Here is an 18,811-nt window from a genome sequence, read left to right on the forward strand (position 1 = left end):
GGCGAGCGGAAGGAGGTATTAGGCTTGCCGGCTCGCCCACCGGGCCGCGCCGGCGGCACTGCGGAAATCCTCGAACGAGCGCGCCGGCACGTGCGGGAAACGACCCTGAACCATCCGCGCCAGCGCCCGGCCGGGACCAATCTCCAGCACCGCGGTGGCGCCGTGCTCGACCACGCACTCCAGGCATCGGCCCCAGTCCAGGCGCTCTCCGATCTGGCGGGAGAGCAGGCTCACCATGACCGGCTTCTCGCGCACCGGGCGCCCATCGAGCCCGGAGAGCACCGCGTACTGCGGCATTCGCCAGTCCGCCTCGCGCAGCACGCCTGCGAACGGTTCCACGGCGGTATCGATAAAGTGGGTATGCGATGCGACCTGCACGGGAAGTCGTTTTACATGGCGTGCGCCAAGTTCCGGTGCCAGATCCACAATATCCTGAACCGCTCCGGCAGGACCGCCGAGCACCACGTGATCCGGTCCGTTTATGATGGCCACCTCGCATCCGTGTTCCGCAGCCAGGCGCTCCACACGCGGGATGCTCAGGCCGACCAGTGCCGCCATGCTGAGGGGTGTCGCCGCCGCGTCGCAGGCTGTGTCCATCAGCGCTGCGCGTTGCGACGTGACGTCGATGGCAGTGGAGGCAGACCAGGACCCCGCACAACAGTGCGCGGCCAACTCGCCGACGCTGTAGCCCGCACAGACGGTCGGCTCTACGCCGCAATCGGCGAGTGCAGCTGCGGCACCCAAGGCATGGGTGACGACCAGTAACTGCGCCATCCGGTTGGTGGTGAGGTCGTCCCCGGAGGCGCTGTCTGCCAGCTCCCGCAGGTCCAGCCCGGCGGCTTGGGAACCGAGTTCCAGTGCCTGTGAGGCGGCAGGCTCTGCCGCCAGGCGCTGAAACATTGCCGGATGCTGTGAGCCCTGACCGGCGCAGAGCAGTGCCAGGCCCATGCTAGTGTGCCCTCCCACTCGTCACTTGCGTTTCTGACAGGCTGAAACGGGACACTAGAATGCTTCCTGCTCCCAGGCGACGACGAACAGCGTAGCGGCCAACAGGTCCGCGGCACCACCGGGGCTGAGATTGTAGGCAACGAACCGTCGGTGGATCGCGTCCGCCTGCGCATGTCCGTCCTTCTGTATCATGCCGCCCCGGGAGAGAAAACCCGATGCGGCCGTGCGCGCGTAGTCAAGCCCTTCGGGGCCAGCTCGGTAGAGGAGATTGTTGTCCTCCAGTGCCGCCATGATCGCGAACAGCGCATGTACCGCGGCAGCGCTGGGGTTGCTTGCCTGCTCCCTGACTTGCCGGTAGGCCGGCAGGGCATGCTCCCTAACCGTCGGAAAGCCGGCAGCGGCCTGATCTCGCGCGCCGTTCGCACCGTAGCGGCGACGCACTAGGTCACCGTGACTGGTATCTTTCGCGGTCCGAGCAACGGCGAGGATTTCCTCGCCCCAGCGTCGTCCGACGACCTCGCAAACCCCGGAACCGGCGCCCTTCTGGGTCCGGGTCCGCCGGCCCGCTGCCCCGGCGAGCAGCCCGAGGCTGAACACGGCACCGCGATGGGTATTTCGGCCGCCGGTGGCGTCGAACATGCGTGCCTCAGCAGTGCGTCCAATGACGTTCAGTTCTCTGAACGAGGCGTCATCGGCGCCCGCTGCCGCCATTTGCGCGAAGTAGCCGCGCAACGCCTCGATACTGCGCAGGAACGTTGCAGCACTCATGTCATCGTGGCTGCCGGAATCGACGAAGCTCACCAGTCCCGGCTTCGGGTAGCACGCCAGTTCGTCCAGTAGGGCGTTGATCGCGCAGCGGTCGATGACCCGAAAGCGCTCCGTGGCAGGGCTGGTGACCAGGGCCGGCGCGTTCATGCCAGAGTCCCTAGGGGCAATGCGGCACGCTGGCGCAGGCTAGCGCCGCCAGCGGTCTTCACCAGAACGTCGCGGGAGTCGCCCAGCAATTCACGCCAGGCGACGAAAGCGCCGTCCCCTAGGACTAGCTCACCGTCGAGACGTGGCTTTCGCACCGCGGCCATGTCCCGCAGCACCGCATGCCCACGACCCGGGTGCCAGAGTGCATCTGGGACGATAAGCACGTCGACGTCGGAGTCGGATCGCAGGTACGCTTCCCCCGTAAGCCACTGCCAGGCAACGGAGCCGTATACCAAGGCCCGGGCCCCACAGTCATCAATGCGGTCGGCAATCTCGCGCACGATCCTCCGCGCCTGCTCCGGCAGCACGTCGGCGGCGAGCGCGAGAGGCGGCGGCGGCTCCAGTCGGAGCAGGGCATCCGGCGGGGCCCGCAGTGCCAGTCGCTGGCGCCCCAGCCTGTTCGGCAATGGCAGGCCAAGCACAAGCTCGCCCGCCGGTTCCCCGGGAAGTCGCCGACGCACTATCAGCGGCCGTCGCTGTTGCAGCCAAGATCGCACGATGGGCGTCCAGGCGGACTCCACCACATGGACCTGGGCATCGGGCACCAGCCATGCCAGGTGGTGACGAGGCGGGGACTGCATGCTCGTGCACGGTTCCACTAGAGCTCGCGCCCTGCGCGAGAAATGGCCGCGACCTCCGCGGCATGGGTCCGTCCCCCCCGCTCCGCGCCAAGTCGTCGACGCGGATCGGGATCCGGATCGGTCTGTTGCAGGGCCTCGACAATGCTTGCCCGCAGGTCGCCGTCGAGGACTCCGTGCAGTCCCCCGATGCGGACGAAGTTATCCACTCCGGGACCGAGTGTCGCGGATGTCCGGAATAGCTCTTGCAATTGCTCCTCCGGAATGCCTGTCACCCGGGACATGGCGCTCGTCGCCATCACTCGCACTTCTGCTCCGGGCAGCGCGTAACAGGCCTCCGTTGCCATACCAGTCGCCATGAATCCCCCGCTCACAGCCAGTTCATGTACCAGGCCCACCACCCGGTGCTGTCGCCGCCGGGCAAGATCCAGGCATTTGGTCAGGTGCGCGATGCAGCCGTTATTGCCCATGAGCTCGTCCCAAAGGCTGAGGCGTTGCCCGGAGTTGTCCACGATAAGCACTATCGGCCTGCCCGGGGTATCGCGGACGACATCCAGCACATGCCCGGCGAGGGCGAGCGCGATTCGGGCACCGATATGCACCTGGCCGGTGGTCCCGATCACAGCAACGTCACGTCCGTCCAGTTTGGCGTGCCCACTCACCAAGGGAGCGTCCACCACAACACCATGTCCGGATCCGAAGAGTTCGTCCAGCAGGTGGGCGGTGCGTGCCGCACTGTCGTTGTTCATCGTTCACGCTCCTCGACGCCGGCAATTAGCGCATTGAAGGCGTCGGCATCCAACTCGGGGATTTCCTCGGGGTGTTCCATGCCCAACTCGCGCCAGACATCCAGGCCATCATAGCACTCGCCGAAACGCCGCAGGCGCGCAACCAGCCGATGGTGCTCGGCCTCGATGTCCTCCAACTCAAGCGGCCGGGACTGCCCCAGCCAACCGGTCACCGTAGAACGAAACGCCTCGATGCTATTGTCCACCAGGGCATCCACCTCGCCCAACAGGCGGCGGTGCTTACCGCCCATAGTCCGCCACACCAAGGCCCTGTCCTGGGCATCGAACTCCTCGATACCTTCCACTGCCTCGATCACCTCGGGGCCAGAGATGGAAAGTCGTCCCTGCTCACTGGCGACGATCCAGTCGCAGGAACGGGCAACGATGGACATGCCGCCGTAGCAGCCGTTGCGTCCGCCTATGGCGACGATCACCGGGATACCTACGGCACGCACCCGGAATACTGCGCGCTGGATTTCACCCATCGCAATGAGGCCAGCATTGGCTTCCTGCAGACGCACGCCACCTGAGTCTAGAAGCAGGATCACAGCCGCCGGCTCGACATCCAGGGCCCGTTCCAGCAGCCCAGTCAACTTGGCGCCGTGGACCTCCCCCACAGACCCACCCATGAACCCGCCCTCCTGCGCGCCGATCAGTACGGGTCGTCCGTCGAGGTAGCCCTCGCCGACCACCACGCCATCATCGAAGGATACGGGCAGACCCAAGGCGGAAAGATGGGGGCTGGTGCGGCGGGCGGTGGGGCCACAAAATTCCCGGAAAGATTTCGAATCCAGCAGGCCAGCCACGCGACCTCGGGCTGTGGCCTCGTCATAGCTGCGTCGCACGGGTCTCATAAGCGGTCTTCCTTTATTTCCGCTGCCGCCTGATCCAGCCGGAGCGTGACCACTGCTGGTGTTGCGCCGCCGTCATTGACGCTGATGCGTACGTCTGCGAGCCCGTGGCGGTTAACAAAGTCCGTGAGCACCCGCTGCCAGAGCGTGTCGAAACCGCGGATGGAGGTATCAACCACCGCTTGGCAGTTGCCGGCCAACTCGGCGCGCTCCAGCAGAACTTCCAGGTTTCCAGACCCCACCACCCCGACCAGGGCATGGCTGCGCCGCGGTGGATTGCCGTGGCCCACGAAATCAAACTCCAGATGATCCATAACGCACCTCACCAGTTGCGGAATCGCGTCGGCGGCTGGTACAGCCCGCCGGACCAGTGGACCAGGTCCTTGATGGAACGGGCTGCAAGAAGGTCACGGTTGGCCAGGCGCTTGTCGACACCGAGGTCTTCGGGGTAGGCGATCGCACCCTTCTCGCGCAGGCGATCGACCACCGCTCGGTCCCTGGCGAGCCCAACCGGCGTATAACCGGCAATGCCGCGGATAGCCTGTTCGCGTTCGGACAGGTCATCACACAGCAGCAGGTTGGCGATCCCCTCCTCGGTGACGATGTGGGTGATGTCGTCACCGTAAGCCATGACTGGGGGCAATGGCAGATCGAAGGACTGCTGCAGTTCCCAGGCGTCGAGCCGCTCGACGAAGGTGGGTTCCAGACCCTCGCGGAAGGTTTCCACTATTTGCACCACCAGCTTGCGGCCCCGGGGCATGTGTCGACCCCGGTTTGCTTCCTCACCCGCCTGCAGCCAGCTCTTGCTGCCATGCCGCCTGCCGCGCGATTCAGAACCGAAGTTCGGCGCGCCGCCGAAGCCGGTGATGCGATTCAGGGTCGCTGTGGACGAATTACCCTCGAGGTCGATCTGCAGGGTGGATCCGATGAACAGGTCCGCGTAGTGCCCCGCCAATTGACAAAAAATGCGGTTGGAACGCATGGTGCCGTCCCGACCGATGAAGAATACGTCTGCACGGTTGGCCACGTAGCGTTCCATGCCGAGTTCCGAGCCGGCACAGTGGATCCCCTCGACAAAACCGGACTCAATGGCCGGAATCAGGGTCGGGCAGGGATTTACCGACATATACTGGCAGATCTCGCCCCGAAGCCCCAACTCGGCTGCATAGGTCGGCAGGATCAACTCGATGGCCGCCGTGTCGAATCCGATCCCATGATTTAGGCGGGTCACCCCGTATTTCTGGTAGATCCCGCGGATCACCATCATTGCCATGAGGATCTGGACCTCGGTGATGGCCGCCGGATCGCGCGTGAATATTGGCTCGATGTAGTAGGGCTTCGGCGCCTCCACGACATAGCTCACCCAGTCTCCGGGAACGTCGACACGGGGCACTTCGTCAACGATCCGGTTGACCTGTGCGATCAGGATTCCGGACTTAAATGCGGTCGCCTCCACAATTGCTGGCGTGTCCTCGGTGTTCTCGCCAGTGTAGAGATTACCAGCGGCGTCGGCGGCGTCGGCGGCAATTAAGCTCACCCTAGGGGTCAGGTCAGAAAAATAGCGACTGTAGAGCTCCAGGTAGGTATGTATGGCGCCCACCCGGACACGACCCTCGGCCACTAGCCGCCCCAGTCGCAGCCCCTGCGGCCCGGAATAGCAGAAGTCTAGCCTGTCGGCGATACCACGCTCGAAGACATCCAGGTGAGCAGGCAGGGCCAGGTTAGACTGGACGATGTGCAACCCGTGCACCTGATCAGAAGACACTCGGGCCAGGCTGGCCGCGAGGAAATCGGCATGCTTCTGGTTGTTGCCTTCGATGCACAACCGATCACCCGGTTCGAGCACCGACTCCAGCAATTTTACGGCATCATCTGCTGCCACCACCTTGCCGTCGGCAAGACGTCTGCTCCGTTCCATCCTGGCGCGGTAACTACGTTGGATTGTGTCCCAGCCAGGTGATTCGTCGCCTTCGGTCCTCATATGCCTCCACAACTCCCGAGACCGTGCGCGGCAAGCGCCAGTAGTCGGGGCGCGCACCAGTTGGAGTGGTTTGCCCCCTTGATACGTGTGGCCTGTGGCTCGCGTGATCCGAGGTCACTGGCTTGACACCCCGAAAGTTGACTGGGGTAGGAAGCAGTGCCTACGCTCTTTTTGAATAATTGTGACTAATATAAACACGAACAGCACTGCCATGCACGACGCTCCGAGCCAGTGGATGCCGTGGCTTCTTGGCCATGACATCTCCGATTGTCGGATGGGGGAGCAGGCAGTTCGTCAATCAGGGAAATGACAGCGGGTTAGCCACCGCCGTTATACGCGGCGGACAGGGATTGATGGTTGCAAAACAACGGCGCCGCGAATGGTGTCGACAACAATGATCGAGCGAGAGGAGTACTAAATGAACAATCAGCTACTGAAAGTGGGCCTGGCCGTTGGCCTCGGGCTTGGTCTGGCGGTGCCCACTGCGGCGATCTCCAGCGACAATTATCCGGAGCGCACCGTCGAGGTGATCAACCAGTTCGGCCCGGGTGGCGGCACCGATCTCTTCATTCGGGCAATCGGCATTCCATTCTCCCAGATCACCCGGCAATCCATGGTGGGCATCTCCGTGACCGGGGGGGGTGGCGTCCCGGCCTATATCGAGTTCACTAGCCGACCGGCGGATGGTCACAACATGATGGCCGTGGGCCCAGAGGAGATCATCAACCATGTACTCGGCCGCATCGACATCACCCAACTGCAGGGCGTGAGCCGGGTGCAGTGGGATCAGGGCGTCTTCTACGCTCCCGAGGGCAGCCAGTTCGAGAACATCGAGCAGGTCATCGAATATGCCAGGGAGAACCCGGGGGGCCTCACCATCGCCGGGACCGGCGCAGCGGGCTACGATGAGACTCTCGTGGGTCTGTGGGGCCTGCGCTCTGGCGCCGAGCTCAACTACATTCCTTTCAACTCGGCGGCGGAAGCATTCTCGGCGGTGTTGGGTGGACACACCGACCTTCTCTTCGAGGAGTACGGCCCCGCCCGCTCGTTGGTCGAGGCCGGAGAGATCAATCCCTTGGTCGTCTTCATGGAGGAGCGCCTGCCAGTGCTACCCGATGTCCCCACCGCGGAGGAGCTTGGCTTTGAGGTCAACATCGGCCGCTGGAGGGGTTTCGCGATGCATGCCGACGATGATCCGGACCACGCAGAAGCGATGTACGACATCCTGGCGGAGGCGGCCAAGCAGGACGTGTACAAAAACATTGAGGAGCAGAATGCGTTGCAGTTCCGTTCCGTGGTGATTGGTCCGGAGGAGTTCCAGGAATTCCTCGAAGGGGAAATCGAAATATACGAAGAGGTACTGGGGGCGCTGGGCCACCTGTAAGTCCGGCGCTTCGCGGCCCCGCAACGAGTGGCGGTGGCAACGACAGCGGATTCATCATGGTGCGGGTTGGGGGGCTGGCGTCTCCCCCGGCCCGTTTTTTGAGTTGGACTAGCTGTTCTCCAGCGTCACGCGCCTGATAGCCTCCCGCCTCGTAGGCGCTATCGTTGCTATAATCAGGCACCCTTGCCATGCTAATCCGTCGCCGTGACCCCGGAGCCTGAGTAGTACTGAGTAGTACAAGGGGTCTACGACCGTGGCGGCCACCTCAGCTGTTAGGTGTTTGCCTGGGGGCAGCAACGGCTACGGCAGCCTCCACTAGCGAGGATTGTAAGCCCATGTTTTTTCAATTTTTTCTGAATGATTCGAAGACTGTCTCTGTTTCCGTTTAAAAAACGTCTCCTAAACACCGTGCCAACCATGCGCCCTAGCCATCGACAAAGTCTTCATCTGAATTCAGTGATTACAACGGTCTTTTTCCACACTTCAATTATCCGCCAGCCAGCCGGAACACGGGGATCAGTCCGAACCACAGCACATAGCCGAGCGACGCAACCATCAGGCCGTCGATTCGCCCGGGCGAACTGTCTGAGCGAAGCTGCCGGGACAACAACCAGGTCAGCAGTGCAGCGTGGGGAACGACCACCAGGGCGATCCCGGCGAAGGCGCCGCCAGCCAGCCCCATGAGCTGCCATGCAACGGCGACAATGGCGGCCAGCACAGTGAAGACCAGTGCCACCACCAACGCGCCCGTCGGTGCCAGGCGTACGGCCAGCGTGCGCTTGCGCACGGCTTGGTCGGCCTCGTAGTCCGGAATGCCGGACAGGGTGATGGACGGAATAATGGCCAACAGCAGTGGCAGGCTCAACAGCCACGGTAGCGGGTCGCTCCAGGCGCCCCCGAGGAACACATAGCCGCATAACAGGACGCCAATGCTGTGTGTGACCGCGACGTCCAGTTCGCCCAGCCCACGATAGCTGAGCTTCAGGGGCGGCGCCGTGTAGCCGATTGCCAGAACAGCAAGAATGCCCAGGACGGTGACAACGGACGCCGACTCCGCCGGCGTCACCGCAAGCAGCCAGAGTGAAGTGCCCAGAAAGCCGAGGAACGCGGCGATGGCGCCGGCCCGGACTTCACGCGTACTCAGCATTCCCTCCACCAGCACACGCGATCCGCCCGTGAACGGACTGAAGTACCGATTGTTGCGATCGCTTGGGAAGTCCACCAGCTCATTGATCAGCACCGTGGTCACCTCAAGCAGGAACAGACAGAGGTAGCCTATCCAGAACACCGAATTGCCCCTTACGGAGCCGTCTGGGGAGATGGCAAGGGCCCCGAGCAGGTACGCCAACCAGGTCATGGGATAGAACTGGAGCCGCAGGCCCCGCAGCCAGGCACCGCCTTTCTGCCGCAGCCGTTCCGACGTGGTGATCCGGCCCCGCTCTAGCCGCTTCCCCTGCCGTTCCGCGCGGGCCAGCCATTGTGACCGCTGCCGCGCCTGGGCGTCTCTGACCGAGCCGAACATCAACGAGCGCACGGGATCAATGCCGCAGAACCCCAGCGTCGCCCGCGCCATGGCATTCCTGCCCGGCTGCCGATAGAGGAGCCTATGGATGAGCGGAGGGGTGTCCATCGTGGTGATGAGCTCGGCGGATCGGCCGTGCAACAGCCCCTGATAACCGATTCCGCCCTCGCAGGTCCGGAACGCGAATCCCGGGGTCAGGATGCGATCCAGGAAACCCTTGAGCAGCGCAGGCATGGTCCCCCACCAGGTGGGGTAGACGAACACCAGATGATCTGCCCAGACCAGGAGATCCCGCGCCTCGCGCAGGCCCTCCTCGAGAGGCTGCTCATTGGGTGATGGCGTCCGCACGTGTAAATCGAAATCCAGCGCCGAGAGATCCAGCCTGCGCAGTTGCACGCCCGCTGCGCGCGCGCCGTCGCAAATGCGTCCGCCAATGCGCCGCAAAGGCTGTCCGCGCGCGGATGCCCGAGGATGACAAGCACGTTCATGGACATCTCGTTCTTCCTGCGTATCGACGGATTCGTGTGCCAGGCATGCGCCTTAGCCTGCCTGAACGCTTGCCAGCACGATCACGATCAGCAGCAACAGCACCGACACCGCGATTCCGGCTCGAAGGGCATAGACATGGAGCATGGAGTCACTCCTTATAATATAGGTCGAAGCGATCGGAGTAGAGTCGCGTAGGGGAAGCGCCGCGGCTTAACAGGGCCTTCTCGGCGACATCCATTAGCGGAGGTGGTCCGCAGATGAAATACTCCACGTCCTTGCTGTCCGCCGGCAGGCAGCGCTCAAGCAACTCCTCGTCGACAAAGCCTGTCTCGCCGCTCCAGTGTTCTGGTGGACTATCCAGCACATGGATGAGCTGCAGCGGAAGTCTGTTGGTGAGCGCATCGAGTTCCTCCCGAAAGGTGGCACTCTCCCAGTCTTCGTTGGCGTAGATGAGCCACAGCGGCGTGCGCACGCCGCGCTCTGCAAAGGTGCGCAGTATGCTCATGATCGGTGTGATTCCAATGCCGCCCGCGATCAGAACGATAGTCCCCGCGCGATCGCTGTCGGGAACGAAGGCGCCGTAGGGGCCCTCAATCCAGGCCCGTGTACCGGGCTCCACACTCGGCAGCGTGGCCGTGAAGTCGCCAAGTCGTTTGGCCGTAAAGGCGATTGCCTGCGGTTCTGTCGCCGAGGAAGCCAGCGAGAACGGGTGCTGCTGTAGCGAAAACGGTGTCTCGCCCAATGTCACCCAAATGAACTGGCCGGGCGCGAATACCAGACCCTCGTGGCCAACGGGCTCGAGGCGGATGGTGGTTGAATCGCCGCGCTCGGGCTGTGTTGCCGCGACACGCCAGGGCCGTCGGCGCATTCGCAGCGGCCGCAGCAAGCGGGTATCCACCAGAAACCCGAGCGGAATCAGCACCAGGCCGGCAAGCATTCCTTTCGTTGCCGCCCCGGCGGTGTAATGGTCGACCATCAAGGCATGGCCCAGGCCGCCAATGACAATGAACAGCGCAAGCCCGCCGTGGAGAACTCGCCACCATTCATTGGGCAAGCCGATGGTGACCCGCCAAAGGGAGGTGCACACCACGATAATCACGCTGATCACGACCAAAGTGAGTGAAACTGCACGCAGGATGTCTTCCCGGGGGTCCAGGTACGTCAGGTTCTCCGGCTCGGCGAGGATCAACGTTACGGGATGGGCGAGTACGAGCAGCATGGCGAAAATGCCGACCTGCCGATGGAACTGCAACGTGTTGTCCAGGCCAATTTCTGGGGCGAACCACCGATGGCGGCCGGTGATCAGCATCTGCACGGCAAGCACCCCGAGGCCGAGAAAACCGAGCATCGCACCCAACTCCACCCAGAACGCTCTCGCCTCGGCAGGCTGATGGACGAGGGCCACGCCGAGGGGAATCAGGGCCAATACGACGTAAGCAGACAACCACAGAAGGGCGCGTGGGATCATGTCGCTGAGAGTCTCCGCATACAAAAGTACGGAAATGGCGATTCACGGACGGTGTCCGCGGCCTACACGGCCCGGCGTCCGTGGCTGACAAAGTCACTGATATAGAGAATTACATCTGTGCGTTGCCGAACTCGTTCAGGCTGTGCAGCATCGTTGCGTAGGAGATACCGTCATGCAAAACCGACTGCTCGTTCTGCTCCTGCTGTGCTTGCTTCTTCCCTCGCCGCCTGAGTGATTGGCCCGTCCTACGTTACATACGCAAACATCTTGAACGTGGCATCGATGATAATCGTCGGCATTCTGATTGCTGCCGCGCCGCCGCTGCCGTGGTCCGCCTGTTATGCACTTTCAGTGCTCTTTGGCATGAGCCATGGACTCGCCAACAGCGTCACCCTGATCAACTCGACAAACTTTCACGAATTCATCCCCGGACTCCTCACGGGCGCGTCCCTCGCAATGCTGGGTGGAGATGAGCGAAACAAGTTCCTCCGCCCTCTTCGGCTGGCCGAATGATGTGATACCAGGAGCGGGCAAAGGCATCCGCATAAGGCTGTTGCTCATTCAGTATGCCTGGGTTCATGGGGCGTTTTGTCTCTCTTGGGTGCGCCACCGAACTGACGGGGCTTTCGCTTGCCCCCACCCTGAGGTGGCATCTACTTGCCGATCCAGGAGGGTCCGGCAGACCGCCGTTGAACAGATGAGGAACAGTGATGAGTAAAGAAGCCGCTAACCAGATGCATAGCCAGATAGAGAGCACCGTTGCCGGTCCGGCGCGCACTTACGCCAACCTGATGCTGGATCATATTCAGCAGCTTACAAGCCTGCAGCTCGAGGCTGCCAGGGCCTATGCCGATACCGGTCTGCAACAGGCTCGCGCCGCACTGGAGGTGAAAGACCCATCCGATCTTCACAGCTACGTCGAGAACCAACAGAAGGTCGCCCAGGCGTTGAGCGAGCGCTTCAAGAGCGATATCGAAAAGGTCACGTCCCTGAACCAGACTTTCGCCCAGAAGGCACAGAAGATTGCGCAGGACAGTGCCCGGGAGATGTCCAGTGCCGCCGAGGAAGGCACCGAGAGGGCAGCTCAGGCCTTGGAGAAAGGCACCAGGAAATCGACTCAGGCTCAAGCAAAAGGTCAGTAAGTATTCGCCCTTTGCTTGGTCGTCAGTAAGCCGCATTTCCGGATTCGTCCGGGCGGGTGGTCTCGTTATGGAACGTCCGGATCCGTCAAGTCGCTCCGAGCGGAACGCCGCCCGAATCTGCTTGACGTAACTGAGCTGCCTGACTTTATCGGACCACTGATTCCTGGAATCTGGCCTTGGGTTGATAGTGGCCTCTCAAGGTAGCCTTGTACTCGTACGGTGTCCGATAACCCAGGCTGGAATGCGGCAGGACGCGAGCACAAGGTTGCCTGAGGCTCATGGGTAGCAGCGCAGCGGTTTGCGTACGTCCGCCTTCCCTACATTGAACTCGCATTAATAAAGTGTTGACTCTCTTGATCGCAGACGGTCCATTGCGTCGTCCAGCCGGTCATTTCCCCAGAACATTTCGTCACCGACGAAAAACGTCGGTGCTCCGAAAATCCCCCTTGCCAGGGCTTCGTCGGTCTGCTGGCGCAGGTGTTCCTTGTTTGACGGTGACTCGGCGGTCTCGATGATCTCCCGGGCTGGTAATCCCAATGCCGTCAGCATGGCGGTAGTGGTTGATGCGATCCAGCCATTCTGCCAAATCCTGAAAGCAGAATGCCGGAGACCTTGACAGGGGTCTCCGGCGAGAGGGGAGAGGTGATCTTGACGTGATCAGGCGCCGCCCTTGAAGGCGTTGCCCCGGTGATCGGTCATACCGGTCACGGTGATCTCGTGGACGGAGGGTGAACGCTCGGCGATGCCCAGTGTGAAGTAGACATCCGGCGCCACCGGAGCCGTGCGCTGCCCCAGAGTCAGACCGGCTGAACTATCGCCCGCGAGGCCGGCACCGAGGTTGCCGTAGACGTCGGGCTGGGTGTCGTTCGCCAGCGCATGACCGGAGAACACGGTGGCAAAGCCGATGACAGTTGCAGTGATGATGGTACGCATGATTGAAACTCCTTCGCTTCATTGGTTGAGTTTTGCGCCGCCGGTATCCCCGTTGGCTTGAGGTGCATATTGGCCAAAGAGCGGCAGGTGTTGTATTCGCGAAGTTACGGAGAGGGGTTCTGCTTATCGGGGAAATACCTATGGGGCATGTCAACCCGGCGTCGCCGATAAAAGGGGGTTGTTTCTCTCTGCGACGACCTCACGTCACGCAGTAGGTATCAAACAACGGGAGAGCCACATGGCGAATTGGATCTGCCGGCTAGACGACGAGTCCCTCGCCCTTCTGCGTACCGAATTCGGTCTGGGAGACATCGCTAACAGTGTTCGCATTCCGGCGGAGCACGACATTCCGAAGAGCCATCTTCGGCAGGTGGCGATCGACGCTTTCCACGTGCTGGCGCGGCAGGAGAACCCCAACATGGAGGCAGCGCGCTTCGTCTCGATCATGGACGGTCTGACGGTGCACTGCGAGCCAGCCCGTGACTGATAGGTTCCGCTGCCGGTGACAATGGATCGGAATAACGTCAGCGCTTACTCAGCCGCTGGCAAGTGCCTCTCGCAACAACTCAAGCCGATCCTGGCCCCAGTACGGTTCATCGCGGTAGATGTACCAGGGGACACCGAAGCAGCCGTCGGCCAGCGCCTGCTCGCAGGACTGGTGAAGTAGCGCTTCAGCTTTGTCTTCCTTGCTTGCGGCGAGCAGGGCGCTGCCATCCAGCCCCACGCTGTCGGCGATGGCTGCCAGCGTTTCCTCGTCTGCCAGTTGCCGCTCCTCGATCCAGCAGGCCCGCATCAGCGCGCCGGAGAGTGCCGCGATGTCGTGGCCCTCGGCCTTTGCCGTCAAGGCCAGGCGGGCTGCCGGCTGGTCGTCGGTGGGAAAGTGCCTTGGTTCCAGGTTCAGCGGTACGCCGCGCTTGCGCGACCAGCGCCTGAGTTCAGTCATACGGTAGGCTTGCCGTTCCGGTGGCCGCTGCGCCACCGGAACGCCCCCGGTCTTCGGGAAAATGCGCCGGGTGGACACGGGTCGGTAATCGATATCGCAACCCATCTCGGCTGCCAGTTGCGCCAACGGGGCGTGGCCCATGAAGCTCCACGGTGACACGTGGCTGTAGTAATAGATGATGGTGTCGGACATGGGCGTTCTCCCGGCAGCAAAGCGATCATCGTGCCACGATTTCCCGATACTCGCCCTGGAGACTGGCCACCAGGACCGGGTCTCAGAACTCCGCCCGCAGGCCGATGGCGGCACTGCGCTGGCGCAGGTAGTCGTGGCGGAAGGTTGTTCGCAGCGCGGCGAAGGCGCTGATGCCGTAGGGCAGTACTGCGGTTACCGCGACCTGGGCCAGGTAGTAGTCACGGTCCGGTGGCTGGTCGTTGTAGCGGAGGATCACCGGATCATCCCGCCGATCCTCGGCGAAGCGGGCGGTCAGGGTCTGCTGGTCGTCGCGGAATTCATGGATCCAGTTCACTTCCAGCTGAGGAACCAGCACCGCCTTGGGCAGGGAGAAGGCTGCGCTGGCGTAGAGCCCGATCATGCTCTGCACGGACTGTTGTGTCCGATCGTCGTAGGTCAATGTCAGCGGCGTCTCGCCGCGTTCCCGGTAGGCGTCCATGCGCGTTCGTCTGAGTTGCAGCGAGGCGCGGGGCCCGACCACGTAACGCCCGCTCGTGAAGTCGGTGCCGACGCCAAGGGCTGCGTGTACCGAGGAACCATCCGTGGTGCCGCGGACAACGGTGGGGGGAATATCAATCTGCGGGTCGCTATCAGGATCGCCCTCGATGATCTCCCGCAAGGTGCGGCGGCGTTGCTCCATGTCCTGTCGACTCACGCCCAGGCTGAGGTCAATGAAGGTGCCGCGCTGATCCGGCAGAAACGATCCATAGAGGGTCAGCCCCTGGCTATCAATCGTGAAGTCGCCACCATTGCGCGGCGAACCTTCCACTCTGCGTATGTCGGCGGCAATGCCCAGCAGGACGTTTGCCGATAGCCACCGGTCAGCGCCGATGAGCACTGCCTGCCCACGGCTGTCGTGACCATCTTCGAGCCGGGTTTGCTGCTGCTCCTCACGCTCCCGCTCCAGTGTGAGGTAGGCGGACCAGGGTGTTTGTCCTTCCAGATAGAACTCGCTGCTCCCACCACCCAGGGCGCGGTCCAGCTGACGCCAGTGCAGGGCCATGCCATTGTCCTGCTCCTCCTCGTCTTCCGGCGGTGGCGCTCGCCGCCTGAGCTCGCTGCCCGCACGGCGTCCGATCCTGTTGCTGGTGGCGCCGGTGCCGGGAGCACTGAAGGTCGGCGTCGGGTCCGGAGGTACGATGATCCCCGGGGGCGCACCGGGATCTGGTGGAGGCGGCGGCGGTGGCAAGGAACAATAAGCTGCGAGGTTCGGACCGGCCTGCTCCGGCGGGACCTGATTGTTGGCGTCCCGCTCAAAGCCCATGGCGGCGCAATCGTCACCGAGGTAGAAGTCAATCTCCGCAGCCAGACGGCGGGCTTCCAGCGGGCTCAACGTACCCACCCAGACGGTCAATCCGGCCACCGCCAACCATGCGGTCCTGATGCGTGCTCCGTGCAACTTGCCCACCAGTTCTTCTTTTCGGCTTGTCTGATCATACTGCGGGTTGATGAGCGTTTCTGGAACCCCCTTCCCGCCTAGTCCATCCCTGGCGCTACAATGGACCAACGGGCGAGGGCCCGCGCTTCCGGAGAGGCCGTGGACTTCCGAACCCTGGAAACCTTTGTCTGGATCGCCCGCCTGGGCAGCTTTCGCGCGGCCGCAGAACGCGTCTACACCACCCAGCCATCGGTCTCCTCACGCATCGCCAATCTCGAATCCGAACTCGGCGTGCGCTTGTTCGACCGTCGCGGCCGCCAGGTGTCCCTCACCGCGAAAGGGCGGGAGTTGCTGGATTACGCCGAGCGACTCATCAGTCTGCGCGGTGACATGCTGCAGGCGGTGGCCAACCGGGACGCGATTCGCGGAAGCATTCGCCTGGGTGTGGCGGAGACCATCGTCTACACCTGGCTGCCGCGACTGATAGAGCGACTGAACGTCGCCTATCCTGCGGTTAACATCGAGCTAGATGTAGACATCTCCGTACATCTTGCAGAAAAAATCATGTCCCATGAGCTTGATCTCGCCTTTCTCATGGGAACGGTCAACCAGCCCGATGTGGCGAACCTTCCCCTGTGCCGTTACCCGCTGAGCTGGGTAGCGAGCCCACGCCTCGACATCCCTGACGAGCCGGTGCCGCTTGCCGCGTTGTCTCGCTGGCCGATCATCACCTATCCCCGCCTGAGCAAACCCCACGCCGATATCCGCGGCATGCTGGAGCAATCCGGCGAGCGAGTGCGTATCCATGCGAGTTCTTCGCTGGCCACCATCATCCGCATGACCGTGGACGGCATCGGTGTCAGCGCATTGCCTACACAGATCCTTGAGCAGGAGATCGCCAGTGGCAATCTGCGGGTGTTTCAGGTTGCCGCCCCGGACCTGAGCCTCGACTTCAGCGTGTCATACGGCATCAACCCGGAGTCGCAGGTGGCCCGCGCCATCGCCGAACTGGCTCTGGACAGTGTTCCCCGCTGAGAACCGGCATGACTGATAAAGATTTCCTATCGGAATTGATACCAAATATCGATTTGTGTGAATCATAGTCCTGATCTATTGCTATAAGTGTCCATGACAACTACGAGATCAAGGCATGGTATCGACGGTGGAGCGGTGGGCGCAGGCAAGCGCCGTCGACGTGCGCAGGGCGGCGCGAGCAGGAGAGCTGACAGCATCCACGGCGGGTATGGCCGGCGGATTCGTGCAGGTCAATCTGGTGATTCTTCCGGCCCGTGACGCCGCCGACTTCCTGCGGTTCTGTCAGGGCAACCCCAAGCCGTGCCCCCTGCTGGCAGTCAGTGAGCCCGGCGAGCGCGGCCTGCCGCGGCTCGGCGCGGATCTCGATATCGCCACGGATGTTCCCCGCTACCGCGTGTTCCGCCATGGCCAGGCCGTCGCCGACCCCACCGATATCGTCGAACTCTGGCAGGACGACCTGGTGACCTTCGCCCTTGGTTGCTCGTTCACCTTCGACCATGTGCTGAGCCAGGCGGACATCGCGCTCCGCCATGTCGAGCAGGGCTGCAACGTCAGCATGTACGACACGAGCCTGCCGCTGGCGAGATCCGGACCATTCGGCGGCAACATGGTGGTGAGCATGCGGCCCCTGAACGCCGCCGATGCCATTCGAGCCATTCAGATTTCCACACGCTTTCCACTGGTGCATGGCGCGCCCGTCCACCTCGGCGACCCCGACCGGATCGGGATACGCGATATCGCAGCGCCCGAGTACGGCGAGCCGGTGGCCATCAGGGATGGAGAACTACCTGTGTTCTGGGCCTGCGGTGTGACGCCGCAGCGCGCGCTGGTGGATGCCGGCCTGCCGCTGGCCATGACCCACAGCCCGGGGCACATGCTGGTAACCGACCTGCGGGAGCACGAAATTGCCGTGTGTTGACGGCCATTTCGTGCATGACAACAAGAGAGCAGTCCAGGAGGACAACAATTCAGACTCAGGGGAGAGGCGATGGTGCCCTGCCGGGAAACCCGCAGACAGCGGCGGACACCGTCACCAGCGCGCAGCGCAACCATTAACGAAACATGTCGGGAGAACGATGATGAAGCAGTCGACTCAGCTTTTGGCAGCCGCCGTCATGGGTGGCGGGCTTGCCCTCACCGCAGGGAACCTCCAGGCCATGGAGAACGCCAGTTTCAACTACGTGGGCAGTTGGAGCAGTCTGTCCCTGTACCAGAACTTCGAGCGGCCTTTCTGGGAGGACCACCTGCCCGAGGCCTCCGATGGCGCGGTCAGCACCCAGGTAACCACTTTTGACCAGATGGGACTGGGTGGCGGTGAAGTCTACCGGCTCATGGGCCGTGGCGTGCTCGAGGTGGTATCCACCGTGGCCGGTTATGCCGTGCAGGACGCACCGGAGCTGGAAGGGCTGGATATGCCCATGATCGCACCGGATCTGGACCTGGCGCGGCAACTGGCTGACGCCTACAAGCCGGTGATGGCCGATGCGATGGCCGAGCGCTTCGACGGTGCCCAGTTGCTGGCTATTGTGCCCTACCCCTCGCAGATGGTGTTCTGCAATGCCGAGATCTCCGGCCTCGATGATCTTGCCGGCAAGAAGATTCGTGCCAGTGGCCGTACCACCGCCGAGTTCCTGGAAGCGCTGGGGGCCGAGGGCATCACCCTCAACTTCAGTGAAGTGCCCGGTGCCCTGCAGCGCGGCGTCATCGACTGCGCCGTGACCGGCTCCCTTTCCGGTTACAGCTCCGGCTGGCACGAAGTGTCCACCCACCTCTACCCGCTGCCCGTGGGTGGCTGGGATCACGTCGTTACCGCCATCAATGGCGACAAGTGGAACGGCCTGTCCGCCGAAATGCAGGAATGGCTGATGGACGAAGTTGCCACCAACTACGAGAACGCCGTCTGGGAAGCCGCGGTGGAAGAAACCCGCGAAGGTATCGCCTGCCTGACCGGCACCGGCGAATGCGGTCGCGGTGACGCCGGCTCAATGGTGCTGGTCGAGGCTTCCGACGACGACTTCACCAATGCCACCCGCCATCTGGAAGAAACCGTGATTCCCCGCTGGGCCGCTCGTGTCAGCCAGCAGTGGGTCGACCGCTGGAACGAGACCATCGGTGAAATCACTGGTATCACCGCTTCACGCTGAAGGTGAATGTCTCCGGGGTGG

Annotated in this window: 19 protein-coding genes and 1 pseudogene; 7 read left to right on the forward strand and 13 right to left on the reverse strand. The window is 62.7% G+C overall.

Annotation, left to right across the window (positions count from 1 at the left end; translation table 11 throughout):
• Positions 1–18 precede the first annotated feature (18 nt).
• From J2T57_RS02545 to mdcA, 7 genes are read right to left on the reverse strand one after another with little or no spacing between them, the layout of a single operon-like run.
• Positions 19–948 carry an ACP S-malonyltransferase gene (locus J2T57_RS02545; protein ID WP_253473733.1) on the reverse strand — a complete coding sequence of 310 codons (930 nt, stop codon included), beginning with the start codon at positions 946–948 and terminating at the stop codon, positions 19–21.
• 54 nt (positions 949–1,002) lie between these two features.
• Positions 1,003–1,863: a triphosphoribosyl-dephospho-CoA synthase MdcB gene (mdcB, locus tag J2T57_RS02550; RefSeq protein ID WP_253473735.1), complete on the reverse strand. Its 861-nt coding sequence runs from the start codon at positions 1,861–1,863 to the stop codon at positions 1,003–1,005.
• Positions 1,860–2,504 (reverse strand): malonate decarboxylase holo-[acyl-carrier-protein] synthase, encoded by a 645-nt coding sequence (gene mdcG / locus J2T57_RS02555; protein WP_253473737.1) that lies wholly within the window; start codon positions 2,502–2,504, stop codon positions 1,860–1,862. The genes mdcB and mdcG overlap by 4 nt, the downstream gene beginning before the upstream one ends.
• Positions 2,505–2,521: 17 nt before the next feature.
• The gene (locus tag J2T57_RS02560; RefSeq protein WP_253473739.1) at positions 2,522–3,250 is read right to left on the reverse strand and encodes a biotin-independent malonate decarboxylase subunit gamma; all 729 of its coding nucleotides are present in this window, start codon (positions 3,248–3,250) and stop codon (positions 2,522–2,524) included.
• Positions 3,247–4,134, reverse strand: a complete 888-nt coding sequence (locus J2T57_RS02565) for a biotin-independent malonate decarboxylase subunit beta (protein ID WP_253473742.1) — start codon at positions 4,132–4,134, stop codon at positions 3,247–3,249. Before J2T57_RS02565 ends, J2T57_RS02560 begins: the two co-directional genes overlap by 4 nt.
• A 5-nt stretch (positions 4,135–4,139) precedes the next feature.
• Positions 4,140–4,454: a malonate decarboxylase acyl carrier protein gene (gene mdcC, locus J2T57_RS02570; RefSeq protein ID WP_253473746.1), complete on the reverse strand. Its 315-nt coding sequence runs from the start codon at positions 4,452–4,454 to the stop codon at positions 4,140–4,142.
• 8 nt (positions 4,455–4,462) lie between these two features.
• Positions 4,463–6,121 carry a malonate decarboxylase subunit alpha gene (gene mdcA / locus J2T57_RS02575; protein WP_301289049.1) on the reverse strand — a complete coding sequence of 553 codons (1,659 nt, stop codon included), beginning with the start codon at positions 6,119–6,121 and terminating at the stop codon, positions 4,463–4,465.
• Between the two features lie 418 nt (positions 6,122–6,539).
• On the opposite strand from mdcA, the gene J2T57_RS02580 reads away from it, so the two are divergent.
• Entirely contained in the window at positions 6,540–7,505 is a 966-nt protein-coding gene (locus J2T57_RS02580) for a Bug family tripartite tricarboxylate transporter substrate binding protein (RefSeq protein WP_253473752.1), read from the forward strand.
• Between the two features lie 487 nt (positions 7,506–7,992).
• On the opposite strand, the pseudogene J2T57_RS02585 reads toward J2T57_RS02580, so the two are convergent.
• Positions 7,993–9,515: pseudogene (locus tag J2T57_RS02585) on the reverse strand (NAD(P)H-dependent oxidoreductase).
• Between the two features lie 149 nt (positions 9,516–9,664).
• The gene (locus tag J2T57_RS02590; RefSeq protein ID WP_253473754.1) at positions 9,665–10,984 is read right to left on the reverse strand and encodes a ferredoxin reductase family protein; all 1,320 of its coding nucleotides are present in this window, start codon (positions 10,982–10,984) and stop codon (positions 9,665–9,667) included.
• 273 nt (positions 10,985–11,257) lie between these two features.
• On the opposite strand from J2T57_RS02590, the gene J2T57_RS02595 reads away from it, so the two are divergent.
• Entirely contained in the window at positions 11,258–11,497 is a 240-nt protein-coding gene (locus J2T57_RS02595; RefSeq protein WP_253474211.1) for a HupE/UreJ family protein, read from the forward strand.
• A gap of 197 nt (positions 11,498–11,694) precedes the next feature.
• Positions 11,695–12,126, forward strand: coding sequence for a phasin family protein (locus J2T57_RS02600; RefSeq protein WP_253473757.1), 432 nt, complete (start codon positions 11,695–11,697; stop codon positions 12,124–12,126).
• 333 nt (positions 12,127–12,459) lie between these two features.
• Here J2T57_RS02600 and J2T57_RS02605 read toward each other — a convergent pair whose 3' ends face one another.
• Entirely contained in the window at positions 12,460–12,714 is a 255-nt protein-coding gene (locus J2T57_RS02605) for a DsbA family protein (RefSeq protein WP_366519061.1), read from the reverse strand.
• 69 nt (positions 12,715–12,783) lie between these two features.
• Positions 12,784–13,059 carry a hypothetical protein gene (locus J2T57_RS02610; RefSeq protein WP_253473763.1) on the reverse strand — a complete coding sequence of 92 codons (276 nt, stop codon included), beginning with the start codon at positions 13,057–13,059 and terminating at the stop codon, positions 12,784–12,786.
• Positions 13,060–13,297: 238 nt separating this feature from the next.
• Here J2T57_RS02610 and J2T57_RS02615 point away from each other — a divergent pair, with 238 nt between their 5' ends.
• Entirely contained in the window at positions 13,298–13,546 is a 249-nt protein-coding gene (locus J2T57_RS02615) for a hypothetical protein (RefSeq protein ID WP_253473766.1), read from the forward strand.
• 48 nt (positions 13,547–13,594) lie between these two features.
• Here J2T57_RS02615 and J2T57_RS02620 read toward each other — a convergent pair whose 3' ends face one another.
• Both J2T57_RS02620 and J2T57_RS02625 read right to left on the reverse strand, forming a co-directional pair.
• On the reverse strand, positions 13,595–14,194 hold the full coding sequence (locus J2T57_RS02620) for a 2-hydroxychromene-2-carboxylate isomerase (RefSeq protein WP_253473769.1): 600 nt from the start codon (positions 14,192–14,194) through the stop codon (positions 13,595–13,597).
• Between the two features lie 82 nt (positions 14,195–14,276).
• Positions 14,277–15,641, reverse strand: coding sequence for an autotransporter outer membrane beta-barrel domain-containing protein (locus J2T57_RS02625; RefSeq protein WP_253473772.1), 1,365 nt, complete (start codon positions 15,639–15,641; stop codon positions 14,277–14,279).
• Between the two features lie 129 nt (positions 15,642–15,770).
• On the opposite strand from J2T57_RS02625, the gene J2T57_RS02630 reads away from it, so the two are divergent.
• The 3 genes from J2T57_RS02630 to J2T57_RS02640 all read left to right on the forward strand — a co-directional run bounded on the left by J2T57_RS02630 (position 15,771) and on the right by J2T57_RS02640 (position 18,790).
• A complete protein-coding gene (locus J2T57_RS02630; protein WP_253473775.1) occupies positions 15,771–16,646 on the forward strand; it encodes a LysR family transcriptional regulator in 876 nt (291 codons plus the stop codon).
• 115 nt (positions 16,647–16,761) lie between these two features.
• The gene (locus J2T57_RS02635) at positions 16,762–17,565 is read left to right on the forward strand and encodes a putative hydro-lyase (RefSeq protein WP_253473778.1); all 804 of its coding nucleotides are present in this window, start codon (positions 16,762–16,764) and stop codon (positions 17,563–17,565) included.
• Between the two features lie 160 nt (positions 17,566–17,725).
• Positions 17,726–18,790, forward strand: a complete 1,065-nt coding sequence (locus J2T57_RS02640) for a TRAP transporter substrate-binding protein (protein ID WP_253473781.1) — start codon at positions 17,726–17,728, stop codon at positions 18,788–18,790.
• Positions 18,791–18,811 lie beyond the last annotated feature (21 nt).

Origin of the sequence: Natronocella acetinitrilica (assembly GCF_024170285.1) — a bacterium.
In the GTDB taxonomy this organism is placed as follows: Bacteria; Pseudomonadota; Gammaproteobacteria; order Nitrococcales; family Aquisalimonadaceae; genus Natronocella; species Natronocella acetinitrilica.

Coding starts and splice junctions, on each gene's coding strand:
- J2T57_RS02610 (WP_253473763.1), bottom strand. CDS start 13,059: ATGCGTACCATCATCACTGCAACTGTCATCGGCTTTGCCACCGTGTTC.
- mdcB (WP_253473735.1), bottom strand. CDS start 1,863: ATGAACGCGCCGGCCCTGGTCACCAGCCCTGCCACGGAGCGCTTTCGG.
- mdcC (WP_253473746.1), bottom strand. CDS start 4,454: ATGGATCATCTGGAGTTTGATTTCGTGGGCCACGGCAATCCACCGCGG.
- J2T57_RS02600 (WP_253473757.1), top strand. CDS start 11,695: ATGAGTAAAGAAGCCGCTAACCAGATGCATAGCCAGATAGAGAGCACC.
- J2T57_RS02635 (WP_253473778.1), top strand. CDS start 16,762: ATGGTATCGACGGTGGAGCGGTGGGCGCAGGCAAGCGCCGTCGACGTG.
- J2T57_RS02560 (WP_253473739.1), bottom strand. CDS start 3,250: ATGAACAACGACAGTGCGGCACGCACCGCCCACCTGCTGGACGAACTC.
- J2T57_RS02580 (WP_253473752.1), top strand. CDS start 6,540: ATGAACAATCAGCTACTGAAAGTGGGCCTGGCCGTTGGCCTCGGGCTT.
- J2T57_RS02590 (WP_253473754.1), bottom strand. CDS start 10,984: ATGATCCCACGCGCCCTTCTGTGGTTGTCTGCTTACGTCGTATTGGCC.
- J2T57_RS02640 (WP_253473781.1), top strand. CDS start 17,726: ATGAAGCAGTCGACTCAGCTTTTGGCAGCCGCCGTCATGGGTGGCGGG.
- J2T57_RS02545 (WP_253473733.1), bottom strand. CDS start 948: ATGGGCCTGGCACTGCTCTGCGCCGGTCAGGGCTCACAGCATCCGGCA.
- mdcG (WP_253473737.1), bottom strand. CDS start 2,504: ATGCAGTCCCCGCCTCGTCACCACCTGGCATGGCTGGTGCCCGATGCC.
- mdcA (WP_301289049.1), bottom strand. CDS start 6,121: ATGAGGACCGAAGGCGACGAATCACCTGGCTGGGACACAATCCAACGT.
- J2T57_RS02615 (WP_253473766.1), top strand. CDS start 13,298: ATGGCGAATTGGATCTGCCGGCTAGACGACGAGTCCCTCGCCCTTCTG.
- J2T57_RS02620 (WP_253473769.1), bottom strand. CDS start 14,194: ATGTCCGACACCATCATCTATTACTACAGCCACGTGTCACCGTGGAGC.